Annotated in this window: 20 protein-coding genes and 1 pseudogene; 10 read left to right on the forward strand and 11 right to left on the reverse strand. The window is 60.0% G+C overall.

From position 1 onward, the window contains the following. Positions 1–29: 29 nt before the first annotated feature. Positions 30–1,757 carry a gamma-glutamyltransferase gene (ggt, locus tag AACY19_RS01600; RefSeq protein ID WP_339447288.1) on the reverse strand — a complete coding sequence of 576 codons (1,728 nt, stop codon included), beginning with the start codon at positions 1,755–1,757 and terminating at the stop codon, positions 30–32. A gap of 150 nt (positions 1,758–1,907) precedes the next feature. Between ggt and AACY19_RS01605 the strand changes: the two genes are divergently transcribed. Then, entirely contained in the window at positions 1,908–2,423 is a 516-nt protein-coding gene (locus AACY19_RS01605; RefSeq protein ID WP_339447872.1) for a methylated-DNA--[protein]-cysteine S-methyltransferase, read from the forward strand. A 93-nt stretch (positions 2,424–2,516) separates the two neighbouring features. Here AACY19_RS01605 and AACY19_RS01610 read toward each other — a convergent pair whose 3' ends face one another. The 4 genes and pseudogenes from AACY19_RS01610 to AACY19_RS01625 form a co-directional block, all read right to left on the reverse strand. Beyond that, positions 2,517–3,104 (reverse strand): NUDIX domain-containing protein, encoded by a 588-nt coding sequence (locus AACY19_RS01610; protein WP_339447290.1) that lies wholly within the window; start codon positions 3,102–3,104, stop codon positions 2,517–2,519. A 153-nt stretch (positions 3,105–3,257) separates the two neighbouring features. Continuing rightward, positions 3,258–4,259, reverse strand: a pseudogene (locus AACY19_RS01615) (chitinase); the annotation flags it as partial. Between the two features lie 43 nt (positions 4,260–4,302). After that, complete coding sequence (locus tag AACY19_RS01620; protein ID WP_339447292.1) at positions 4,303–4,938, reverse strand: lytic polysaccharide monooxygenase auxiliary activity family 9 protein; 636 nt, start codon at positions 4,936–4,938, stop codon at positions 4,303–4,305. Positions 4,939–5,159: 221 nt separating this feature from the next. Continuing rightward, positions 5,160–5,597, reverse strand: a complete 438-nt coding sequence (locus tag AACY19_RS01625; protein ID WP_339447294.1) for a hemerythrin domain-containing protein — start codon at positions 5,595–5,597, stop codon at positions 5,160–5,162. A 147-nt stretch (positions 5,598–5,744) separates the two neighbouring features. Between AACY19_RS01625 and AACY19_RS01630 the strand changes: the two genes are divergently transcribed. After that, positions 5,745–6,170, forward strand: a complete 426-nt coding sequence (locus AACY19_RS01630; RefSeq protein WP_339447296.1) for a GNAT family N-acetyltransferase — start codon at positions 5,745–5,747, stop codon at positions 6,168–6,170. Between the two features lie 64 nt (positions 6,171–6,234). On the opposite strand, the gene AACY19_RS01635 is transcribed toward AACY19_RS01630, so the two are convergent. After that, positions 6,235–6,585 (reverse strand): hypothetical protein, encoded by a 351-nt coding sequence (locus tag AACY19_RS01635; protein ID WP_339447298.1) that lies wholly within the window; start codon positions 6,583–6,585, stop codon positions 6,235–6,237. 134 nt (positions 6,586–6,719) lie between these two features. Here AACY19_RS01635 and AACY19_RS01640 point away from each other — a divergent pair, with 134 nt between their 5' ends. From AACY19_RS01640 to AACY19_RS01675, 8 genes are all read left to right on the forward strand, one after another. Beyond that, positions 6,720–7,097 (forward strand): DUF6388 family protein, encoded by a 378-nt coding sequence (locus tag AACY19_RS01640; RefSeq protein ID WP_339447300.1) that lies wholly within the window; start codon positions 6,720–6,722, stop codon positions 7,095–7,097. After that, positions 7,075–7,779, forward strand: coding sequence for a YoaK family protein (locus AACY19_RS01645; protein WP_339447302.1), 705 nt, complete (start codon positions 7,075–7,077; stop codon positions 7,777–7,779). The genes AACY19_RS01640 and AACY19_RS01645 overlap by 23 nt, the downstream gene beginning before the upstream one ends. A gap of 110 nt (positions 7,780–7,889) precedes the next feature. Continuing rightward, complete coding sequence (tusD, locus tag AACY19_RS01650) at positions 7,890–8,282, forward strand: sulfurtransferase complex subunit TusD (RefSeq protein ID WP_339447304.1); 393 nt, start codon at positions 7,890–7,892, stop codon at positions 8,280–8,282. A gap of 1 nt (position 8,283) precedes the next feature. After that, complete coding sequence (gene tusC, locus AACY19_RS01655; RefSeq protein ID WP_339447306.1) at positions 8,284–8,640, forward strand: sulfurtransferase complex subunit TusC; 357 nt, start codon at positions 8,284–8,286, stop codon at positions 8,638–8,640. Further along, positions 8,640–8,933, forward strand: a complete 294-nt coding sequence (gene tusB / locus AACY19_RS01660) for a sulfurtransferase complex subunit TusB (RefSeq protein WP_339447308.1) — start codon at positions 8,640–8,642, stop codon at positions 8,931–8,933. The genes tusC and tusB overlap by 1 nt, the downstream gene beginning before the upstream one ends. Then, a complete protein-coding gene (locus tag AACY19_RS01665; RefSeq protein ID WP_339447310.1) occupies positions 8,930–9,265 on the forward strand; it encodes a TusE/DsrC/DsvC family sulfur relay protein in 336 nt (111 codons plus the stop codon). The genes tusB and AACY19_RS01665 overlap by 4 nt, the downstream gene beginning before the upstream one ends. Then, a complete protein-coding gene (locus tag AACY19_RS01670) occupies positions 9,262–10,263 on the forward strand; it encodes a glycosyl transferase family protein (protein WP_339447312.1) in 1,002 nt (333 codons plus the stop codon). The genes AACY19_RS01665 and AACY19_RS01670 overlap by 4 nt, the downstream gene beginning before the upstream one ends. Positions 10,264–10,354: 91 nt before the next feature. Beyond that, positions 10,355–11,356 carry a glutathione S-transferase family protein gene (locus AACY19_RS01675; RefSeq protein WP_339447314.1) on the forward strand — a complete coding sequence of 334 codons (1,002 nt, stop codon included), beginning with the start codon at positions 10,355–10,357 and terminating at the stop codon, positions 11,354–11,356. Positions 11,357–11,473: 117 nt separating this feature from the next. On the opposite strand, the gene cysG is transcribed toward AACY19_RS01675, so the two are convergent. The 5 genes from cysG to lolA form a co-directional block, all read right to left on the reverse strand. Further along, positions 11,474–12,868 carry a siroheme synthase CysG gene (gene cysG / locus AACY19_RS01680; protein WP_339447316.1) on the reverse strand — a complete coding sequence of 465 codons (1,395 nt, stop codon included), beginning with the start codon at positions 12,866–12,868 and terminating at the stop codon, positions 11,474–11,476. Then, the gene (serS, locus tag AACY19_RS01685; RefSeq protein ID WP_007908080.1) at positions 12,869–14,149 is read right to left on the reverse strand and encodes a serine--tRNA ligase; all 1,281 of its coding nucleotides are present in this window, start codon (positions 14,147–14,149) and stop codon (positions 12,869–12,871) included. 15 nt (positions 14,150–14,164) lie between these two features. Then, positions 14,165–14,539, reverse strand: coding sequence for a fluoride efflux transporter CrcB (crcB, locus tag AACY19_RS01690; RefSeq protein ID WP_339447320.1), 375 nt, complete (start codon positions 14,537–14,539; stop codon positions 14,165–14,167). After that, on the reverse strand, positions 14,539–15,861 hold the full coding sequence (locus AACY19_RS01695) for a replication-associated recombination protein A (protein ID WP_339447322.1): 1,323 nt from the start codon (positions 15,859–15,861) through the stop codon (positions 14,539–14,541). Before AACY19_RS01695 ends, crcB begins: the two co-directional genes overlap by 1 nt. A gap of 61 nt (positions 15,862–15,922) precedes the next feature. Then, on the reverse strand, positions 15,923–16,543 hold the full coding sequence (lolA, locus tag AACY19_RS01700) for an outer membrane lipoprotein chaperone LolA (RefSeq protein ID WP_339447323.1): 621 nt from the start codon (positions 16,541–16,543) through the stop codon (positions 15,923–15,925). Between the last annotated feature and the right edge of the window lie 61 nt (positions 16,544–16,604).

Raw genomic sequence — 16,604 nt, forward strand, 5'->3', positions numbered from 1 at the left:
GACGTAAGCCCGTCCCCGTTTTACGCCCTTCAGTAACCCAGTGACAAGCCCGTGTTGCGCCGTGGATCGTTGGCGCCGTAGAAACGGTTTTTACCCACCGGTTTGCCACCCAGCGACGGCGCGCCGACCAGAATCGCCGCGATGTGGTTGGCATCCTGCGGGCCGGCAAACTTGTGCCCCCAACTCTCGAGGATTTTCTTCGTGTCGGGGCTGGCCGCGAAGTCTTCCAGGTTGGTTTCCTCAGGCATCCATTGCTGGTGGAAACGCGGCGCATCCACGGCTTCCTGCAGGCCCATGCCGTAGTCGATGACGTTGAGCATGGTCAGCAGCGTCGCGGTGATGATACGGCTGCCACCCGGCGTGCCGACCACCATCACCACTTTGCCATCCTTGGTGACGATGGTCGGACTCATCGACGACAACGGCGCCTTGCCCGGAGCGATGGCATTGGCCTCGCCCTGCACCAGGCCGTACATGTTCGGCACGCCGACCTTGGAGGTGAAGTCGTCCATCTCATCGTTGAGGATCACCCCGGTCTTGCTCGCCATCACACCCGCACCGAACCAGTCATTGAGCGTGTAGGTCACCGATACCGCGTTGCCCCACTTGTCGACAATCGAATAATGCGTGGTATTGCTGCCTTCGTGCGGTGCCACGCCGGGTTTCAGTTCAGCCGAGACTCCGGCCTTCTGCGGCTGGATCGCGTCACGCAGTTTGGTCGCGTAGTTTTTGTCGAGCAGATGCTCGATGGGGTTCTTGACGAAATCCGGATCACCCAGATAGCTGTTGCGATCCACATAGGCATGGCGCATCGCTTCAATCTGGTAGTGCATGCCCTGGGCCGAATGGAAGCCCAGATCCTTCATCGGATAACCTTCGAGAATGTTCATGATCTGGCAGATCACCACCCCGCCGGAGCTTGGCGGCGGTGCCGAGACCACATGGTAGCCGCGGTAATCGCACTCCACCGGCGCCAGCTCCCGAGTCTTGTATTTGTCGAGGTCGGCCTGGGTGATGATGCCCTTGTTGGCCTGACTGGAAGTGACAATGGCGTCAGCCACCCAGCCTTTGTAGAAGCCGTCCGCGCCCTTTTCAGAAATGGTGCGCAAGGTTTTTCCGAGATCCTTCTGCACCAGTTTCTGCCCGACCTGCATCGGCTCGCCGTTGTGCAGGAAAATCGAACCGGAATCGCGCATGTCCTTCTTGAACACGTCAGTGGCGTATTCCAGCAGCTCGACATCACCCTGCTCCAGGGTGAAGCCGTCTTCCGCCAGTTTGATCGCCGGGGCGATCATTTCCTTGCGCGGCTTGGTGCCGTATTTACTCAGCGCCAGCTCCATGCCTGAGACGGTGCCCGGCACGCCGACAGCCAAATGGCCACGGGTACTCAGCTCGGGAACGACGTTGCCCTGTTTGTCGAGGTACATGTTGGCGGTCGCCGCCAACGGGGCTTTTTCGCGGAAATCAAGAAAGGTCTTGCGCCCATCCGCCAGTTGAATGGTCATGAATCCGCCACCACCGAGATTGCCCGCTGCGGGATACACCACCGCCAGCGCATAACCTACCGCCACTGCGGCATCGACGGCATTGCCACCGCTCTTCAATACATCGACGCCGACATGAGTGGCCAGATGTTGCGCGGTGACCACCATGCCGTTCTCGGCGGCGACCGGAGCCACCGATGCGGCGTGGGCCATGAGGCAGCTAAGCGCCAGTGAGGTCGCAATCAGCGATTTGGCAAAAGGTTCGTACTTCATGAGTCGGTCTCTTTTTTGTTTTCAGGGCCTGTGCAAAACAGCCGGAACGCATCAGGAGCAACAAGCAGTATGGTCGGCTTTGCGTATTGCGCCTCCCGGCTCCGGCGGTATGCTGGACGCCGTTCACACTGTGTGCCGGAGTCTGTCGAAATGCCCTACACGTTCATCACCCTGCCCTCGCCGGTCGGCGAGCTGAAGCTGGTCGCGAACGGTTCACGACTGGCGGCCATCCTCTGGGAAAACGACAAACCAAACCGGGTACGCCTGGGCCCCATGAGTCAAGCGGCGGACAATCCGGTTCTGCAGAAGACCGCACGACAGCTCGAAGAATATTTTGCCGGCACGCGCAATGGCTTCGAACTGGAACTGGATTTCGTCGGCACCGACTTCCAGAAAAAAGTCTGGGCGGCGCTGCTGACCATTCCGTTTGGCGAAACCCGCAGCTACAGCCAGATCGCCGAACAAATTGGTCATCCCGCGGCGGTTCGCGCGGTGGGCGCAGCCAATGGGCGCAACCCGATTTCCATTGTCGCGCCGTGTCACCGGGTGATCGGCGCGTCAGGAAAACTCACTGGTTTTGCCGGAGGTCTGAAGGCCAAAGAGCACCTGCTGACACTGGAGGGGGGCGACTGGTCGCAGGCTGGCAAAACCGGGGATCTGTTTTAGTCCGTTAAAACAGATCAAGAGATCGCAGCCTTCGGCAGCTCCCTGGAAGGCGTTTCCTGCGGGAGCGTCCGAAGGCTGCGATCTTTTGATTTATCAGGTAAACAAGCTATTCATCGCCGCATACTGCAACAGCATGATGGTCTTGGCGTCACAGATCTCACCGCGCTGAAACGCCGCCAGCGCTTCGTCGAAGCCCCACTCCAGCACTTCAAGTTCTTCGGTCTCTTCTTCCAGACCGCCACCGTCGCTGACCTTCGATGCCGCGTCGTATTCGGCTATGAAAAAGTGCAGCTTCTCGGTCACCGACCCCGGACTCATGTAGGCCTCGAACACTTTCTTCACATGGTGCACGCGATAACCGGTTTCCTCCTCGGCTTCATCACGAATCCGTTGCTCCGGCGCAGCACCTTCGAGCAAGCCGGCCGCCACTTCGATCAGCAAGCCATCATGGCCATTGACGAACACCGGCAAGCGGAACTGCCGGGTCAGCACCACGGTGCGCTGCTCGCGGTTGAACAGCAGGATCGCTGCGCCATTACCGCGGTCGTAGACCTCACGGGTCTGACGCTGCCACTCGCCGTTGTTGCGGTGATAGTCGAAGGTGATTTTCTTCAGCAGGTACCAGTCGTGGGACAACACCTGAGTGTCGACGATGCTGACCCGCTCGGCTGTGTTGGACATGACGCGTGTTCCTGTTTTCCTGAATAAGCCGCCATGGTCGAATAATTGCGCCAACAAAAAAAGCCCGGCAGCGCTACCGGGCTTCTTGACTTGCAGCTAACGAGCGATGTGCGACAACCTGTCCTCGACATTCGCCTCAACGGTACTCACCCCGTGAATCAACGGCCCATAACGCCGGCTGAATTCCCAGTTGTAAGGCACGCCCTCCTTGCTGGTGCCGTTGTCCCAGTTCACCGACCAGGTCATCAGGCCTTTGATCGCCAGCCCCTTGATCGCCAGACGTTTGAGGACGTTACCGACGACGGTCTTGTCGATCACATAACCACTAGCGGCAGCATCGTTGTTGGCCGGCAGGCCGATCACAAACTTGTCCGCCGCAATTTGCGTGAATCCACGCGTGCCGGTGACCAGGCTTTCTGTCAGGTAGTAGAGGAAATCCTCTTTCAGCACGTCGTTGTTCTGCGCGATCCAGGCGCCTGCTCCGTTATTGGCTTCCGGCACCCAGACGCCGTCGCCACCCTGGTTGTAGAACTGCGGGGCGATGAAGTCGTAGTAGCCTTCCAGTGCTTGCAGGTAGCCGACGTATTTGCCGCTGCTGGTCAGGTAAGGAAACTCCGGGGCCATGCTGATGATGAAGTGCTTGCCCTGGCCTGCGTAGTGATCCTTGACCCGTTTCAGCGCGGCCGGCAGGACGGTCTTGTTGGCAGCGAAATCAATCGCGCTCTGTTCAAGATCGATGTCCAGCCCGTCGAATCCGTAGGTTTCCACCAGGCGGATGATTTCATTGGCCAGCGGTTGTTCCTGACCGCTGCGCAACTCGATGTGCGCATCAGCGCCACCGAGGGAAATCAACACGGCTCGCCCCTCGCTGTTGAGCACGCCAACCTGGCGGCGGAACTCGGCATCGGAAACGTTGTACGGCTTGAAGGTCGGAATCCCGCTGCCCTTCATGAAGGCTACCGCGACGACGTTGTATTCCTTGGGCACGTCCTCCAGCGACAGGCTGGCGAAGCGGCCCTGACGGTAACCGTCGCTCGGGCCTGCGGGCCAGTTGTGCCAGAAGCCCATGAGAATCTTCTTGCCGGCAATGCCCGGCATCAGGGAGGCGGCATCGCTCGCGGCGTTTTGCACTAAAGAAAAATCGATGTTTGCCATGTTCTAATCCTTCAGAACGTTTGGGTTTGGCGACGCGGCGCCGTTATTTGAAGTCGACGTCGAACGCCTGATAGAAGGCGTTGCCGGTGTTGGCGACAATCCACATCAGCACAATCACGTGATGGCCTTTTTTGCTGGACGGCAATTGCACCGCGTGACTGACCTTGGCCTTCAGCTCATTCGGATAGCTGTAATACGGCACCTGAGTGTAGAAGTCCTCGAAGAACGGTTGGGGTTCCAGTTGCGCACGAGTGATGCGCTGTTTCGGATCCCAACCGTCCTTGGTAATCAGCCAGCGATAGCCGCGAGTGGTGTGCGGCGCGGTGTATTGCCACTTGATTTCGAGGGTTTGTCCCGGCGAGACATTGAGCAGCGGCCAGGTAAACGGTCGAGCGAGCTGCTTGCTCATCTCTTCATTGGTGAAGTTCACGCAGTCGCGGGCATCACTCTTGCCACCGCTGAGAATGTAGCCGTCGGCTGGAGGCGTGACACTGTCCGAGTCACTCTGGTATGGCGCCGGAAACGGTCCCGCTGCCAGCGCCGGGAAGTTCTTCCCGCCTTCCATCTCGTTGACCTGCCAGGCGCCGAGCAATCCTTGCTCGATGGCCACCGCCCCGCGGCTCGCCGGGGAAATGACGCGGCCGTGCCGCAGTTGGGTATGTGCTTGAGATTGATTCATGTTTTTCACTCCGTTGATTAAAGAACTCTCCTGTCCGAGGAGAGGCCTTCAAGCTAACGGAGGCGAATTTTTTGTCCATGGGGCGGTTTTGTCGCAGTCAGCGAGTGACGGACAGCAAAACACCGAAAACACTGGATGTATATCCAGTCATTTGCGATAACGCCCACCCCAGATGACGCCAAAGGATTACACGCCGAACTGCAAACACTGCCATTCAGTACTCAAGACAACTGTGCCCGGAACTCCTTTTCGTATTGCCCGGCGAGCTGTTCTTTCTGTTTTTCGTTGAGCAACTTGCCGGCCATCTGGAAGAACTTCTGCTCTTCTTCTTTCAAATGATGATGAACCTTGTCCGACAGCTTCTTCGCGGTTGCCAACCACGCCGGACTGGACATCTCGGTCTCGTCGAGTTCTTCCATCATCTCGTCCATTTCATGGTGTTCGGCGATGGCATGGCGGCTCAGATCGACACCCTCATCAAGTTCCATCAACGGAATGTAGAAATGGCGCTCCTCAGCAGTTTCATGAGCCTGGAGCTCTGCCTTGAGCTGTTTGTAGGCCTCGACCCGCTCCGGTGTATCGCCACTGGTTTCGATCAGGGTCTTGGCGTAGCTACGCTGGCGATCATGGCTTTCGCGAAGGGCTTCGAAAATATTCATGGGGTTTCCTCATCAACCGCGTGCTGGAGTGACGCTGTAAAGGCTAGACCCCGGCGCATGAGCGGCAGTTCCACCGGGTTGAGAGGGGCTTGGAAGATCACTGCCGGGCAGGATAGGCTGCGGGCTCACATCACAAGGAACTCGGGCATGAACCTGCGAATCGAGCTGTCACAAAACCCTACCGAGGAAGAACGCACAGCCATTCTCGCGCCGCTGCGCGCGCACAACGTTGCCAACGCCGGACCTTCGACATTCGAGCCGATCGCTCTGTTAGTGCGTGACGAACACGACGCTATTCTTGGTGGATTGTATGGCCACACGTTCTATCGTTGGCTGTTCATTGAGCTACTGGCGGTGCCGGAACAGGGCCGCGGAAAGGGCATTGGTTCGCAGTTGATGCAGAGGGCGGAGGATCTGGCGCGAGAAAAAGACTGCGTCGGCATCTGGCTCGACACCTTCTCCTTCCAGGCACCTGAGTTTTACAGGAAGCTTGGATTTAGCGAATGCGGAGAGATTCTGGATTACCCACTGGGACATAAGCGGCATTTCTTCCAAAAGCGGCTTATCCGTTGACTGCGTTGGCCCCTTCGCGAGCAAGCCCGCGAAGGCGGCTTGAACGTCACCGCAACCACTGGCCCTACAGACAGGTCGCCAACGCCGCCAACCGGCGCTTGGCGACAAAGTCGTCCTGCTGCGCGTAGTAGTTCAATACCGTGCCCGAAACCTCGGTGATCACGTCGACAAACGACTCCGCCGAACGGGTATAGACCGTCGTCCCGCCCGATTCACGGGGTTCCAGATACGCTGCCGCATCCACGCCGAACACCGCTTCGTCCTGCCAGCCGAATTGCACACAGCGCGCCACGTCTTTTTCGGCTTTGTCCGAGGTCAACACCTTATAGGGAGTTTTCGTGCGAGCATCGTCCATTACCGAGCCTGCGCAACCGGCCAGCAGTGTCGCAGCCAGCGCTACCATCAGAATTCGCATTGCATTCGCTCATTCAGAAAAAAGCGGACTGTATCATCGCAGCGGCAGAAATCGTTCTGCTTTACTGCATTTATAGCGAGACAGGCGCACGCCGCTGCGGCAACCTAAGGTCATCAGCCTCACAAGGAAAACACATGGCGCCCACCGACCAGCGACATGAACACGCCCTGAAAGTGTTTCTCGATGCGCGCCCCGAGTTGCGCGAAACACTCGACCATCTCAACCCGTTGCTGGCCCAGGCCAAGGGCGAAACTCAGGCTCAGTATCGTGAAGAACGCCTGCATGAAGCGTTTGAAGCCGAAGCGGAAAGTCTCGGGCTGTTCGCCTGGGAGTTGACCTTGCAATTGACGGCGGCTTCGCCTGAGGAGTATCAGGCGCAGCGCCTTGAAGTACACCGTGAAGTCGCGGAAATGGCCGGGATGGATTGGCTGGAATATTGCGATCTGTATGGCATAGAACCGTCACCGCCGCCAAAGGACACCGCCCCTGATGCTGCCATCCGCCTCGACTGACCGCGCCAGCCCCGGCCACCTGCACACCCGGAAGTGGCGCGGGCGGATTGGTCTGGCGCTGGTGGCCAGCCTCTCGGTACTGGCCGGCATGACCGACGCCATCGGCTTCATGGCCAGCGGCGACTTCGTCTCATTCATGAGCGGCAACACCACCCGACTTGCCGTGGCAATCAGCGATGGCGATATCGGGCTAACCCTGCGTTTGTTGATCCTCATTGCGACGTTTATCGTCGGCAATGCCTTGGGCGTGGTCGTGGCTCGATTCGGCGGGCGCCGGGCGCTACCGTTGCTGCTGTGCATCGCCACCCTCCTTTGCGCGGCGGCGGCCTGGCCATTCGACACACAACTGCCGGCCCTCATGGCGGCAATCATCGCAATGGGCATGCTCAACGCGTCAGTAGAAGAAGTGAATGGCTTACCGGTCGGTCTCACCTATGTCACCGGCGCCTTGTCGCGATTCGGACGAGGCTTGGGCCGCTGGATGCTTGGCGAACGGCGCAGCGGCTGGCGGGTGCAGCTGGTGCCATGGAGCGGAATGTTTATCGGCGCGATTCTGGGGGCGGTGCTGGAACACCATTTGGGGCTCCAGGCGATGTTTGTCAGCGGTTCGCTGGCTGCGCTGATCGGCCTGCTCTCCCTGAAAATCCCGCGGCGCTGGCAACTGGGCTACATGCCCCGCTAACCGAGGACAACAAAAATCTCGGTAGGAGCGAGCAGGCTCACTCCTACAAGGTTTCGCGGCGGCCTCGATAAAGCTTTATCATGGCCGCAGTTTTGCTGATCGAGTCCGTCATGAAGTTCGCCATTGCGCTGTTTTCCGCCGCCCATGCGCCCTCCTCGCGCCGCGCCCTGCTGTTTGCGCAAGCTGCGCTGGCCGGTGGGCATGAGATCGTCCGGCTGTTTTTCTATCAGGACGGCGTCTACAACGCCTCCGACGCGGTGGTTACCCCGCAGGATGAGCTGGACCTGCCCAAACAATGGCGCACCTTCATCAGCGAGCAACAACTGGACGGTGTGGTGTGCATCGCTGCAGCCCTGCGTCGTGGCACGCTGAATGGCGAAGAAGCCAAGCGCTATCAGCGTGACGCCGTCTGCGTCAACGCGCCGTGGGAATTGTCCGGGCTCGGCCAGTTGCATGACGCGATACAAGATGCCGACCGCTTGATCTGTTTCGGAGGCGCGTAAGATGGCCAAATCCCTGTTGCTCATCAGCCGGCAGTCGCCCTGGTCCGGTCCCGCTGCTCGCGAAGCCCTGGACATCGTACTGGCCGGAGGCGCTTTCGATCTGCCGATCGGCCTGTTGTTTCTCGATGACGGCGTGCTGCAACTGGCCGCCGGGCAGAATGCCAAGGCCCTGCAACAAAAAGACCTGAGTGCCAACCTGCAAGCGCTGCCGATGTTTGGCGTTGAAGCACTGTTCTACTGTGCGCAGAGCGCCAGCGCTCGCGGCCTCGCCGACCTGTCGCTGGACGAAGCCGAGCCGCTTGCCGCCGAGCAAATCACCGCCCTTATTGACCGTTACGACCAAGTGATCACCCTCTGATGTCGACTCTGCATGTGCTCTCCCACTCCCCGTTTGGCGACGAACGCCTGAACAGCTGCCTGCGTCTGCTCGGCAGTGCTGATGCTGTGTTGTTGTCCGGTGACGCTGTCTACGCGCTGCAACCGGGCACCGCGCCGTTCGCCGCGCTGGAAGGCCGCCGCATCCCACTGTTCGTGTTGACCGAGGATGCACAGGCTCGCGCCGTGAACGTCCCGGACTGGGCCGAACTCGTCGATTATCCGGGCTTCGTCGAGCTGTCGATCCGTCACGACAAGGTCAACAGTTGGCTATGAATTCCATGACCGTCGGCACCCGCGCCATCGAACTCGACAAGGACGGCTTTCTCGTCGACCTCAGCGACTGGTCGGCAGACGTCGCCAGCGCCCTCGCCGCCGCCGAAGAGATCGAGTTGACCCCGGATCACTGGGAAGTCCTTCAATTGCTGCGCAGCTTCTACGCCGAGTTCCAGCTGTCGCCGGCCACGCGCCCGCTGATCAGGTACACCGCGTTGAAACTCGGTGCAGACAAAGGCAACAGCCTGCACCTGAACCGACTGTTCAAAGGCACCCCTGCCAAACTCGCCGCAAAACTGGCGGGCCTGCCCAAACCGACGAATTGTTTATGACCGACTTTCCAGCGCTGACCCTCGAAACGCCCGCCGAACACCCGTTCGCCCAGTTCGTGCGCATCCTCGGCAAAGGCAAACGCGGCGCCCGCGACCTGACCCGCGAAGAAGCCCGGGAAGCGATGGGCATGGTGCTCGACGACAAGGTCGAAGACACCCAGCTCGGGGCGTTTTTGATGCTGCTGCGGCACAAGGAAGAAAGCGCCGAGGAAATGGCCGGTTTCACCGAAGCCCTGCGCCAGCGCTTGCAGGCGCCGGCGCTGAACGTCGACCTCGACTGGCCGACCTACGCCGGCAAGAAGCGTCATCTGCCGTGGTATTTGCTCGCGGCCAAGTGCCTGGCGCAAAACGGCGTGCGCATCTTCATGCACGGCGGCGGCGCGCACACCGCCGGGCGTCTGTACAGCGAGCAACTGCTCGGCGAATTGAACATACCCCTGTGTCGCACCTGGCAACAGGTCGGCGCGGCGCTGGACAACAGTGGTCTGGCGTTCATGCCGCTGGTGGACTGGGCGCCGCCCCTGCAAAAAATGATCGACCTGCGCAACACGCTCGGTCTGCGTTCGCCGATTCATTCGCTGGCGCGAATTCTCAACCCGTTGGGTGCAAGGTGCGGGCTGCAAAGCATTTTCCACCCCGGCTATCAGGCGGTGCATCGCGATGCCAGCGGCTTGCTCGGTGACACGGCGATTGTGGTCAAGGGCGACGGCGGCGAGATCGAGATCAACCCGGATGCTGCCAGCCATCTCTACGGCACCACGGGTGGCGAGAGCTGGGATGAAGAATGGCCACAGATGTCGGCCCAGCGCCACGTCAAACCGGCGACCCTGGACATTGAACATCTGAAAGCCGTCTGGCGTGGCGATGTGGTCGACAGCTATCCACAAATGGCGCTGATTTCGACGATGGCCCTGGCGTTGCGTGGTCTCGGCCAAAGCCGTGAGCAAGCCTTCGAAACCGCCGAGCAATTCTGGGCGGCGCGGAACAAATCGATTTAACCGATCATTCACGCCCGATCTTTGCGCTTTTTGTTCGAACTCATCGGAATAGACTCGACTCCAACGATTATTGGTTTATGGAGTCTTGATCATGGGTTTACTCGTCGATGGCCGCTGGCAGGACAAGTGGTACGAAAGCAGCAAGGACGGCGCGTTTCAGCGCGAACAGGCACAACGCCGCAACTGGGTGACCGCTGACGGTCAGCCCGGGCCCAGTGGCGAAGGCGGTTTTGCCGCTGAAGCCGGACGTTATCACCTCTACGTTTCCCTCGCCTGTCCCTGGGCGCATCGCACATTGATCCTGCGTAAACTCAAAGGCCTGGAAGGTGTGATCGACGTGTCTGTGGTCAGCTGGCTGATGCTGGAAAACGGCTGGACCTTCGACAAGGCGCTCGGCTCGACCGGCGACAAACTCGACGGTTTCGATTTCATGCACCAGCGCTACACCGCTGATACAGCCGATTACACCGACCGCGTCACGGTGCCCGTGTTGTGGGACAAGAAACTGCAACGCATCGTCAGCAATGAATCAGCTGAAATCATCCGCATGTTCAACAGCGCGTTCGATGGTTTGACCGGCAATGAGCTGGACTTCTATCCGGCGCCGTTGCGCGGTGAAATCGATGCGCTGAACGAGCGTATCTACCCGGCGGTGAACAACGGTGTGTACCGCGCAGGTTTTGCAACGTCGCAACAGGCTTATGAAGAAGCGTTCGATGAGGTGTTTGCCGAACTGGATCACCTGGAGCGCGTGTTAGGTGCCAATCGCTATTTGAGTGGGGAGTACCTGACTGAAGCCGATGTGCGCCTGTTCACCACGATGATTCGCTTTGATGCGGTGTATCACGGTCACTTCAAGTGCAATCTGCGGCGGATCGCCGATTACCCGAACCTGTCGAACTGGCTGTGTGAGCTGTATCAGGTTCCGGGGATTGCCGAAACGGTAGATTTCCAGCACATCAAGCATCACTACTACGGCAGTCACAAGACCATCAACCCGACCGGGGTTGTGCCGAAAGGACCGGAGCAGGATTTCACGGTGGCCCATGATCGGGCGCGGCTGGCTGGGAAAGGGGTGTGGCGTCGGGGTTGATTGATGTGGTGTTTTTGAAGGCTTCTTCGCGAGCAAGCCCGCTCCCACAGGGGATTTGTGCATGACACAGATCCAGTGTGGGAGCGGGCTTGCCCGCGAAAGAGGCGACCCGGTTTTTCAGACCTGCGCCTGGGCTCCTTCAAACCACGCCAGTTTTTCGCGTAACTGCACCACTTCACCGACAATCACCAGTGTCGGTGCATGCACTTCATGCTCCGCCACCAGTCGCGGCAAGTCGGCCAGCGTGCCGGTGAACACCCGCTGATTGACCGTGGTGCCCTGCTGGATCAGCGCCGCCGGGGTTTCGGCCGAGCGACCATGCTTGATCAACTGCTCGCAGATTACCGGTAATCCCACCAGCCCCATGTAGAACACCAGCGTTTGCGCCGGCGCGACGAGGTCGGCCCACGGCAGGTCGGTGGAACCGTCCTTCAAATGCCCGGTGACAAAGCTCACCGATTGCGCGTGATCACGATGGGTCAGCGGAATTCCGGCATACGCCGCGCAACCACTGGCCGCCGTAATCCCCGGCACGACCTGGAACGGAATGCCGTGGGCGGCCAGTTCTTCGATCTCTTCGCCGCCACGGCCGAAGATGAACGGATCACCGCCCTTCAACCGCACCACGCGTTTACCGGCCTTGGCCAGATCGACCAGTTGCTGGTTGATCTGATCCTGCGGCACAGCATGGTCGGAACGACGCTTGCCGACGTAGACACGCTCGGCGTCGCGACGGCACAGCTCAAGAATTGCCGGCGCGACCAAACGGTCGTACAACACCACATCGGCCTGCTGCATCAAACGCAAGGCCTTGAAGGTCAGCAGGTCCGGATCACCCGGCCCCGCCCCGACCAGATACACCTCACCGGTGGTGACCATCGCTTCGCCATCAATCTTGGCTTGCAACAAACGCTCGGCTTCGGCGCCCTGCCCGGCCAGTTGCCGCTCGGCAATCGGCCCTTGAAACACGTCTTCCCAAAATCCGCGACGCTGCTGCACATCCGGAAACAGGTTTTTCACCTGATTGCGGAAACGCGCAGCGAGGCCGGCCAGATGGCCGTAGGTCGATGGAATCCAGGTTTCAATCCTGGCGCGAATCAGGCGTGCCAGCACCGGAGCATCGCCGCCGCTGGAAACCGCGATGATCAGCGGCGAACGGTCGACAATGGCCGGGAAGATCACGCTGCACAAGGCCGGCGCATCGACCACGTTGACCGGCACGCAACGCCGATGGGCATCGGCGGACACTTGTGCATTCAGCGCTTCGTCGTCAGTGGCGGCGATGATCAGCCCGCAACCGTCCAGATCCGCTTCGACGTAACCGCGCAGCAGGCATTCGCCACCGCTAGCAACCACCAGCTCGCGCAGTTGCGTTTCGATTTCAGGTGCGACCACCCGCAGCAGCGCACCGGCATCGGCCAGCAGGCGGGATTTGCGCAAGGCAATTTCCCCCCCACCGACGACCAACACACGACTGCCGCGCAGGTTGTGAAACAGCGGCAGATATTTCATTTAGCCGATGACCTCAAGGCCACCCATGTAGGGCTTCAATACGTCCGGAACGCGGATCGAACCATCGGCCTGCTGGTAGTTTTCCAGTACGGCAACGAGGGTACGGCCAACGGCCAGGCCGGAACCGTTCAGGGTGTGCACCAGCTCAGGCTTGCCGGTTTCCGGGTTACGGAAACGCGCCTGCATGCGGCGGGCCTGGAAGTCGCCGCAGTTCGAGCACGACGAGATTTCGCGGTACTTGTCCTGGCTTGGAATCCACACTTCGAGATCGTAAGTCTTGACCGCGCTGAAGCCCATGTCGCCGGTGCACAGCGCCAGGGTGCGGTAAGGCAGCCCGAGCAGTTGCAGGACTTTTTCGGCGTTGGCGGTCAGGCCTTCCAGCGCTTCCATCGAGGTCGACGGCTCAACGATCTGGACCATTTCAACTTTGTCGAACTGGTGCTGACGGATCATGCCGCGCGTGTCACGGCCCGACGCGCCGGCTTCGCTGCGGAAGCACGGGGTGTGCGCCACGAACTTGATCGGCAGCAGTTTCGAGTCGACGATTTCGCCGGCAACGATGTTGGTCAGCGACACTTCGGCAGTCGGGATCAGGTACAGATCGGCTTCGCCTTCGCGGGCGATCTTGAACAGGTCTTCCTCGAACTTCGGCAGTTGACCGGTGCCCTGCAGCGCCGGAGCCTGGACCAGATAAGGCGTGTACGCCTCTTCGTAACCGTGCTCGTTGACGTGCAGGTTGATCATGAACTGCGCCAGGGCGCGGTGCAGGCGGGCAATCGGGCCACGCAACAGGGCAAAACGCGCGCCGGACAGCTTGGCGGCGGTTTCGAAATCCAGCCAGCCGAACTTCTCGCCCAGGGCAACGTGGTCTTTTACTTCGAAGTCGAACGCAGTCGGCGTACCCCAGCGGCGCACTTCGACGTTGTCGTCTTCGTCTTTGCCGACTGGCACGGATTCGTGTGGCAGGTTGGGAATGCCGAGCAGGATCGAGTCCAGTTCGGTCTGGATCGCGTCCAGTTCGACTTTACCGGCGCTCAGTTCGCCCGCCATGCGCTCGACGTCCGCCATCAGCGGCGCGATGTCTTCGCCGCGCTGCTTGGCCTGACCGATGGATTTGGAACGCGCGTTACGCTCAGCCTGCAGTGCTTCGGTGCGGGTCTGGACGGTCTTGCGCTGTTCTTCCAGCGCTTCGATGCGCGCGGTGTCCAGGGCAAAGCCACGGGAAGCCAGGCGGTCCGCTACGTCCTGAAGGTTGCTACGTAACAGTTTGGAATCGAGCATGTCGGTTTCTCGTTATCAAAGTTTGGTCAAGGACAGGCCAGCCCATGTCGCGAGCAGCCCGCCGAATACGCTGAGTGCCGCATAGCCCAGGGCCAGCGGCACTTGCCCGCTTTCCAGCAGGCGCACCGTATCCAGTGAAAAGGATGAAAAAGTCGTCAGCCCCCCGAGGAAGCCGACCATCAACCCGGCACGCACCTCGATCGGCACCTCCGGGCGTATCAAAAACAGGCCGTACAACACGCCAATCAACAGGCAGCCCACGATATTAACGGCCAGCGTCGCGGTATAGAAGTGCTGCGGCCAATTGGCGTTGATCCAATTGCCGGTGGCGAAGCGCAACAAGGTGCCGGCCATGCCGCCGGCGGAGACCGCGATGATCAATGGAAGCACTATTTTCTCCGTTGCCGAGGGCTTAAACGATCCAGTTGAGCGAGGTGGTTGAGCTTCTCGCCGATCTTCAACTCCAGGCCGCGCGGCACCGGTTGGTAGAACGCAATCGGCTCGAGCTCTTCAGGAAAGTAGTCTTCACCGGCGGCATAGGCGTCCGGCTCATCGTGGGCGTAGCGATATTCGTCGCCGTAGCCCAATTGTTTCATGAGTTTGGTCGGTGCGTTACGCAGGTGCAGCGGCACTTCCAGCGAACCGTTTTCAGCAGCGGCGCGCAAAGCGGTCTTGAAGCCCATGTACACCGCATTGCTTTTTGGCGCACAGGCCAGATAAGTGATGGCCTGAGCCACGGCCAACTCGCCTTCCGGGCTGCCGAGACGTTCCTGCACTTCCCACGCCGCCAGACACAGGCTCAGGGCGCGTGGATCGGCATTACCGATGTCTTCGCTGGCCATGCGCACCACGCGCCGGGCGAGGTACAGCGGATCACAACCGCCGTCGATCATCCGCGCAAACCAGTACAGCGCACCGTCAGGATTGGAGCCGCGCACCGATTTGTGCAGCGCCGAAATCTGGTCGTAGAAGGCTTCGCCGCCCTTGTCGAAACGTCGACGGGTGTCGCCGAGCAGACTTTGCAGGAGTTCGGTGCCGATCTCGCTGTTGTCTTCGGCCAGGTCAGAGGCGTTTTCCAGCAGATTGAGCAGACGCCGACCGTCGCCATCGGCGGCCGACAGCAGCATCTGGAAGCCTTCGTCGTTCAAGCTCAGGTTGCGCTTGCCCAGCCCGCGCTCTTCGGTCAGTGCGCGGTGCACCAGTTTGCGCAACGCGGCTTCGTCGAGGCTTTTCAGCACATAGACGCGGGCCCGCGATAACAAGGCGTTATTGAGTTCGAACGAAGGGTTTTCGGTAGTGGCGCCGATGAAAATCAGCGTGCCGTCTTCAACGTAAGGCAGGAACGCATCCTGCTGGGATTTGTTGAAGCGGTGCACTTCATCGACGAACAGAATCGTGCGCTTGCCGTACTGGCCGGCCTGCTGCTTGGCGATTTCAACGGCTTGCCGGATCTCCTTGACCCCGGCGAGTACCGCCGAGACCGTTTCGAAGTGCGCATCCGAGACCTCCGCAAGCAACCGCGCCAAGGTGGTTTTACCGACACCTGGCGGGCCCCAGAAGATCATCGAATGCAGCGCGCCCTGCTCCAGCGCCTCACGCAGAGGCTTGCCGCGAGCGAGCACGTGCTCCTGACCGACGTACTCGTCCAGATTGGTCGCACGCAAACGCGCGGCCAGTGGCTGGGCAATCGGTGCACTGCGAAACAGATCCATCACGTAGCGTTGAAACCTCTATTTGATCTGGAGCAGATCATTGTCCCACAGGGTTTTGCGTTTATTCCTGGATCACGTCGGCACCCTTGGGGATGTCGAACCTGAACTTGGAGGCCGGTACCGGCTCGTTGGCCTTGACCCCGGTAAACAGGATGTTGGTGCGCTGGCCGACGCTGTCGATCAGTTGCATGTCATTGAGCAGTCCGTTGCGGAACGACAGGCGCAGGTTGTCGAACAGGGTGTCTTTGGTCTTCGGCTTGAGGGTGAAGTCGATCACGCCGCCCGCCTCTTTTGCGGAAATATCAAAGCTCTGGCTGATCTTCGACACGTCGCCGGATAGCAGCAGTGCCGGGGTCTGGGTCAGACGCTCGTCGAGTTTCTTGATCGTGGCCTGTTCCAGGTCCGGGTCCCACAGGGTGACTTTCTTGCCGTCGGAGACCATGGTCTGCTCGGCTGGCGCATTGGTGTGCCAGTAGAACAGGCCGGGACGCTGCAAGGTCATGTCGCCGGTAGTTTCCTGCAACTGGGTACCGCTGCCATCGAGGGTCAGCTGCGAGAAGTTCGCGCTCAGGGTTCTGGATGTTTCCAGCAATTGGGTCAGACGCGCCACGTCCTTGTCATCGGCGTGGGCCGTGAGGGTGGTCAAAGCCAGTACTGGCAGCAGCATGCGGATAAGACGCATGGGAGTCCTCTTGAATATTCGTTTGAAGGGGACGGCGCGTCATTGCGCCATCCTTGCAGGG

It is taken from the genome of Pseudomonas sp. EA_5y_Pfl2_R50, from assembly GCF_963970475.1.
Classification (GTDB): domain Bacteria; phylum Pseudomonadota; class Gammaproteobacteria; order Pseudomonadales; family Pseudomonadaceae; genus Aquipseudomonas.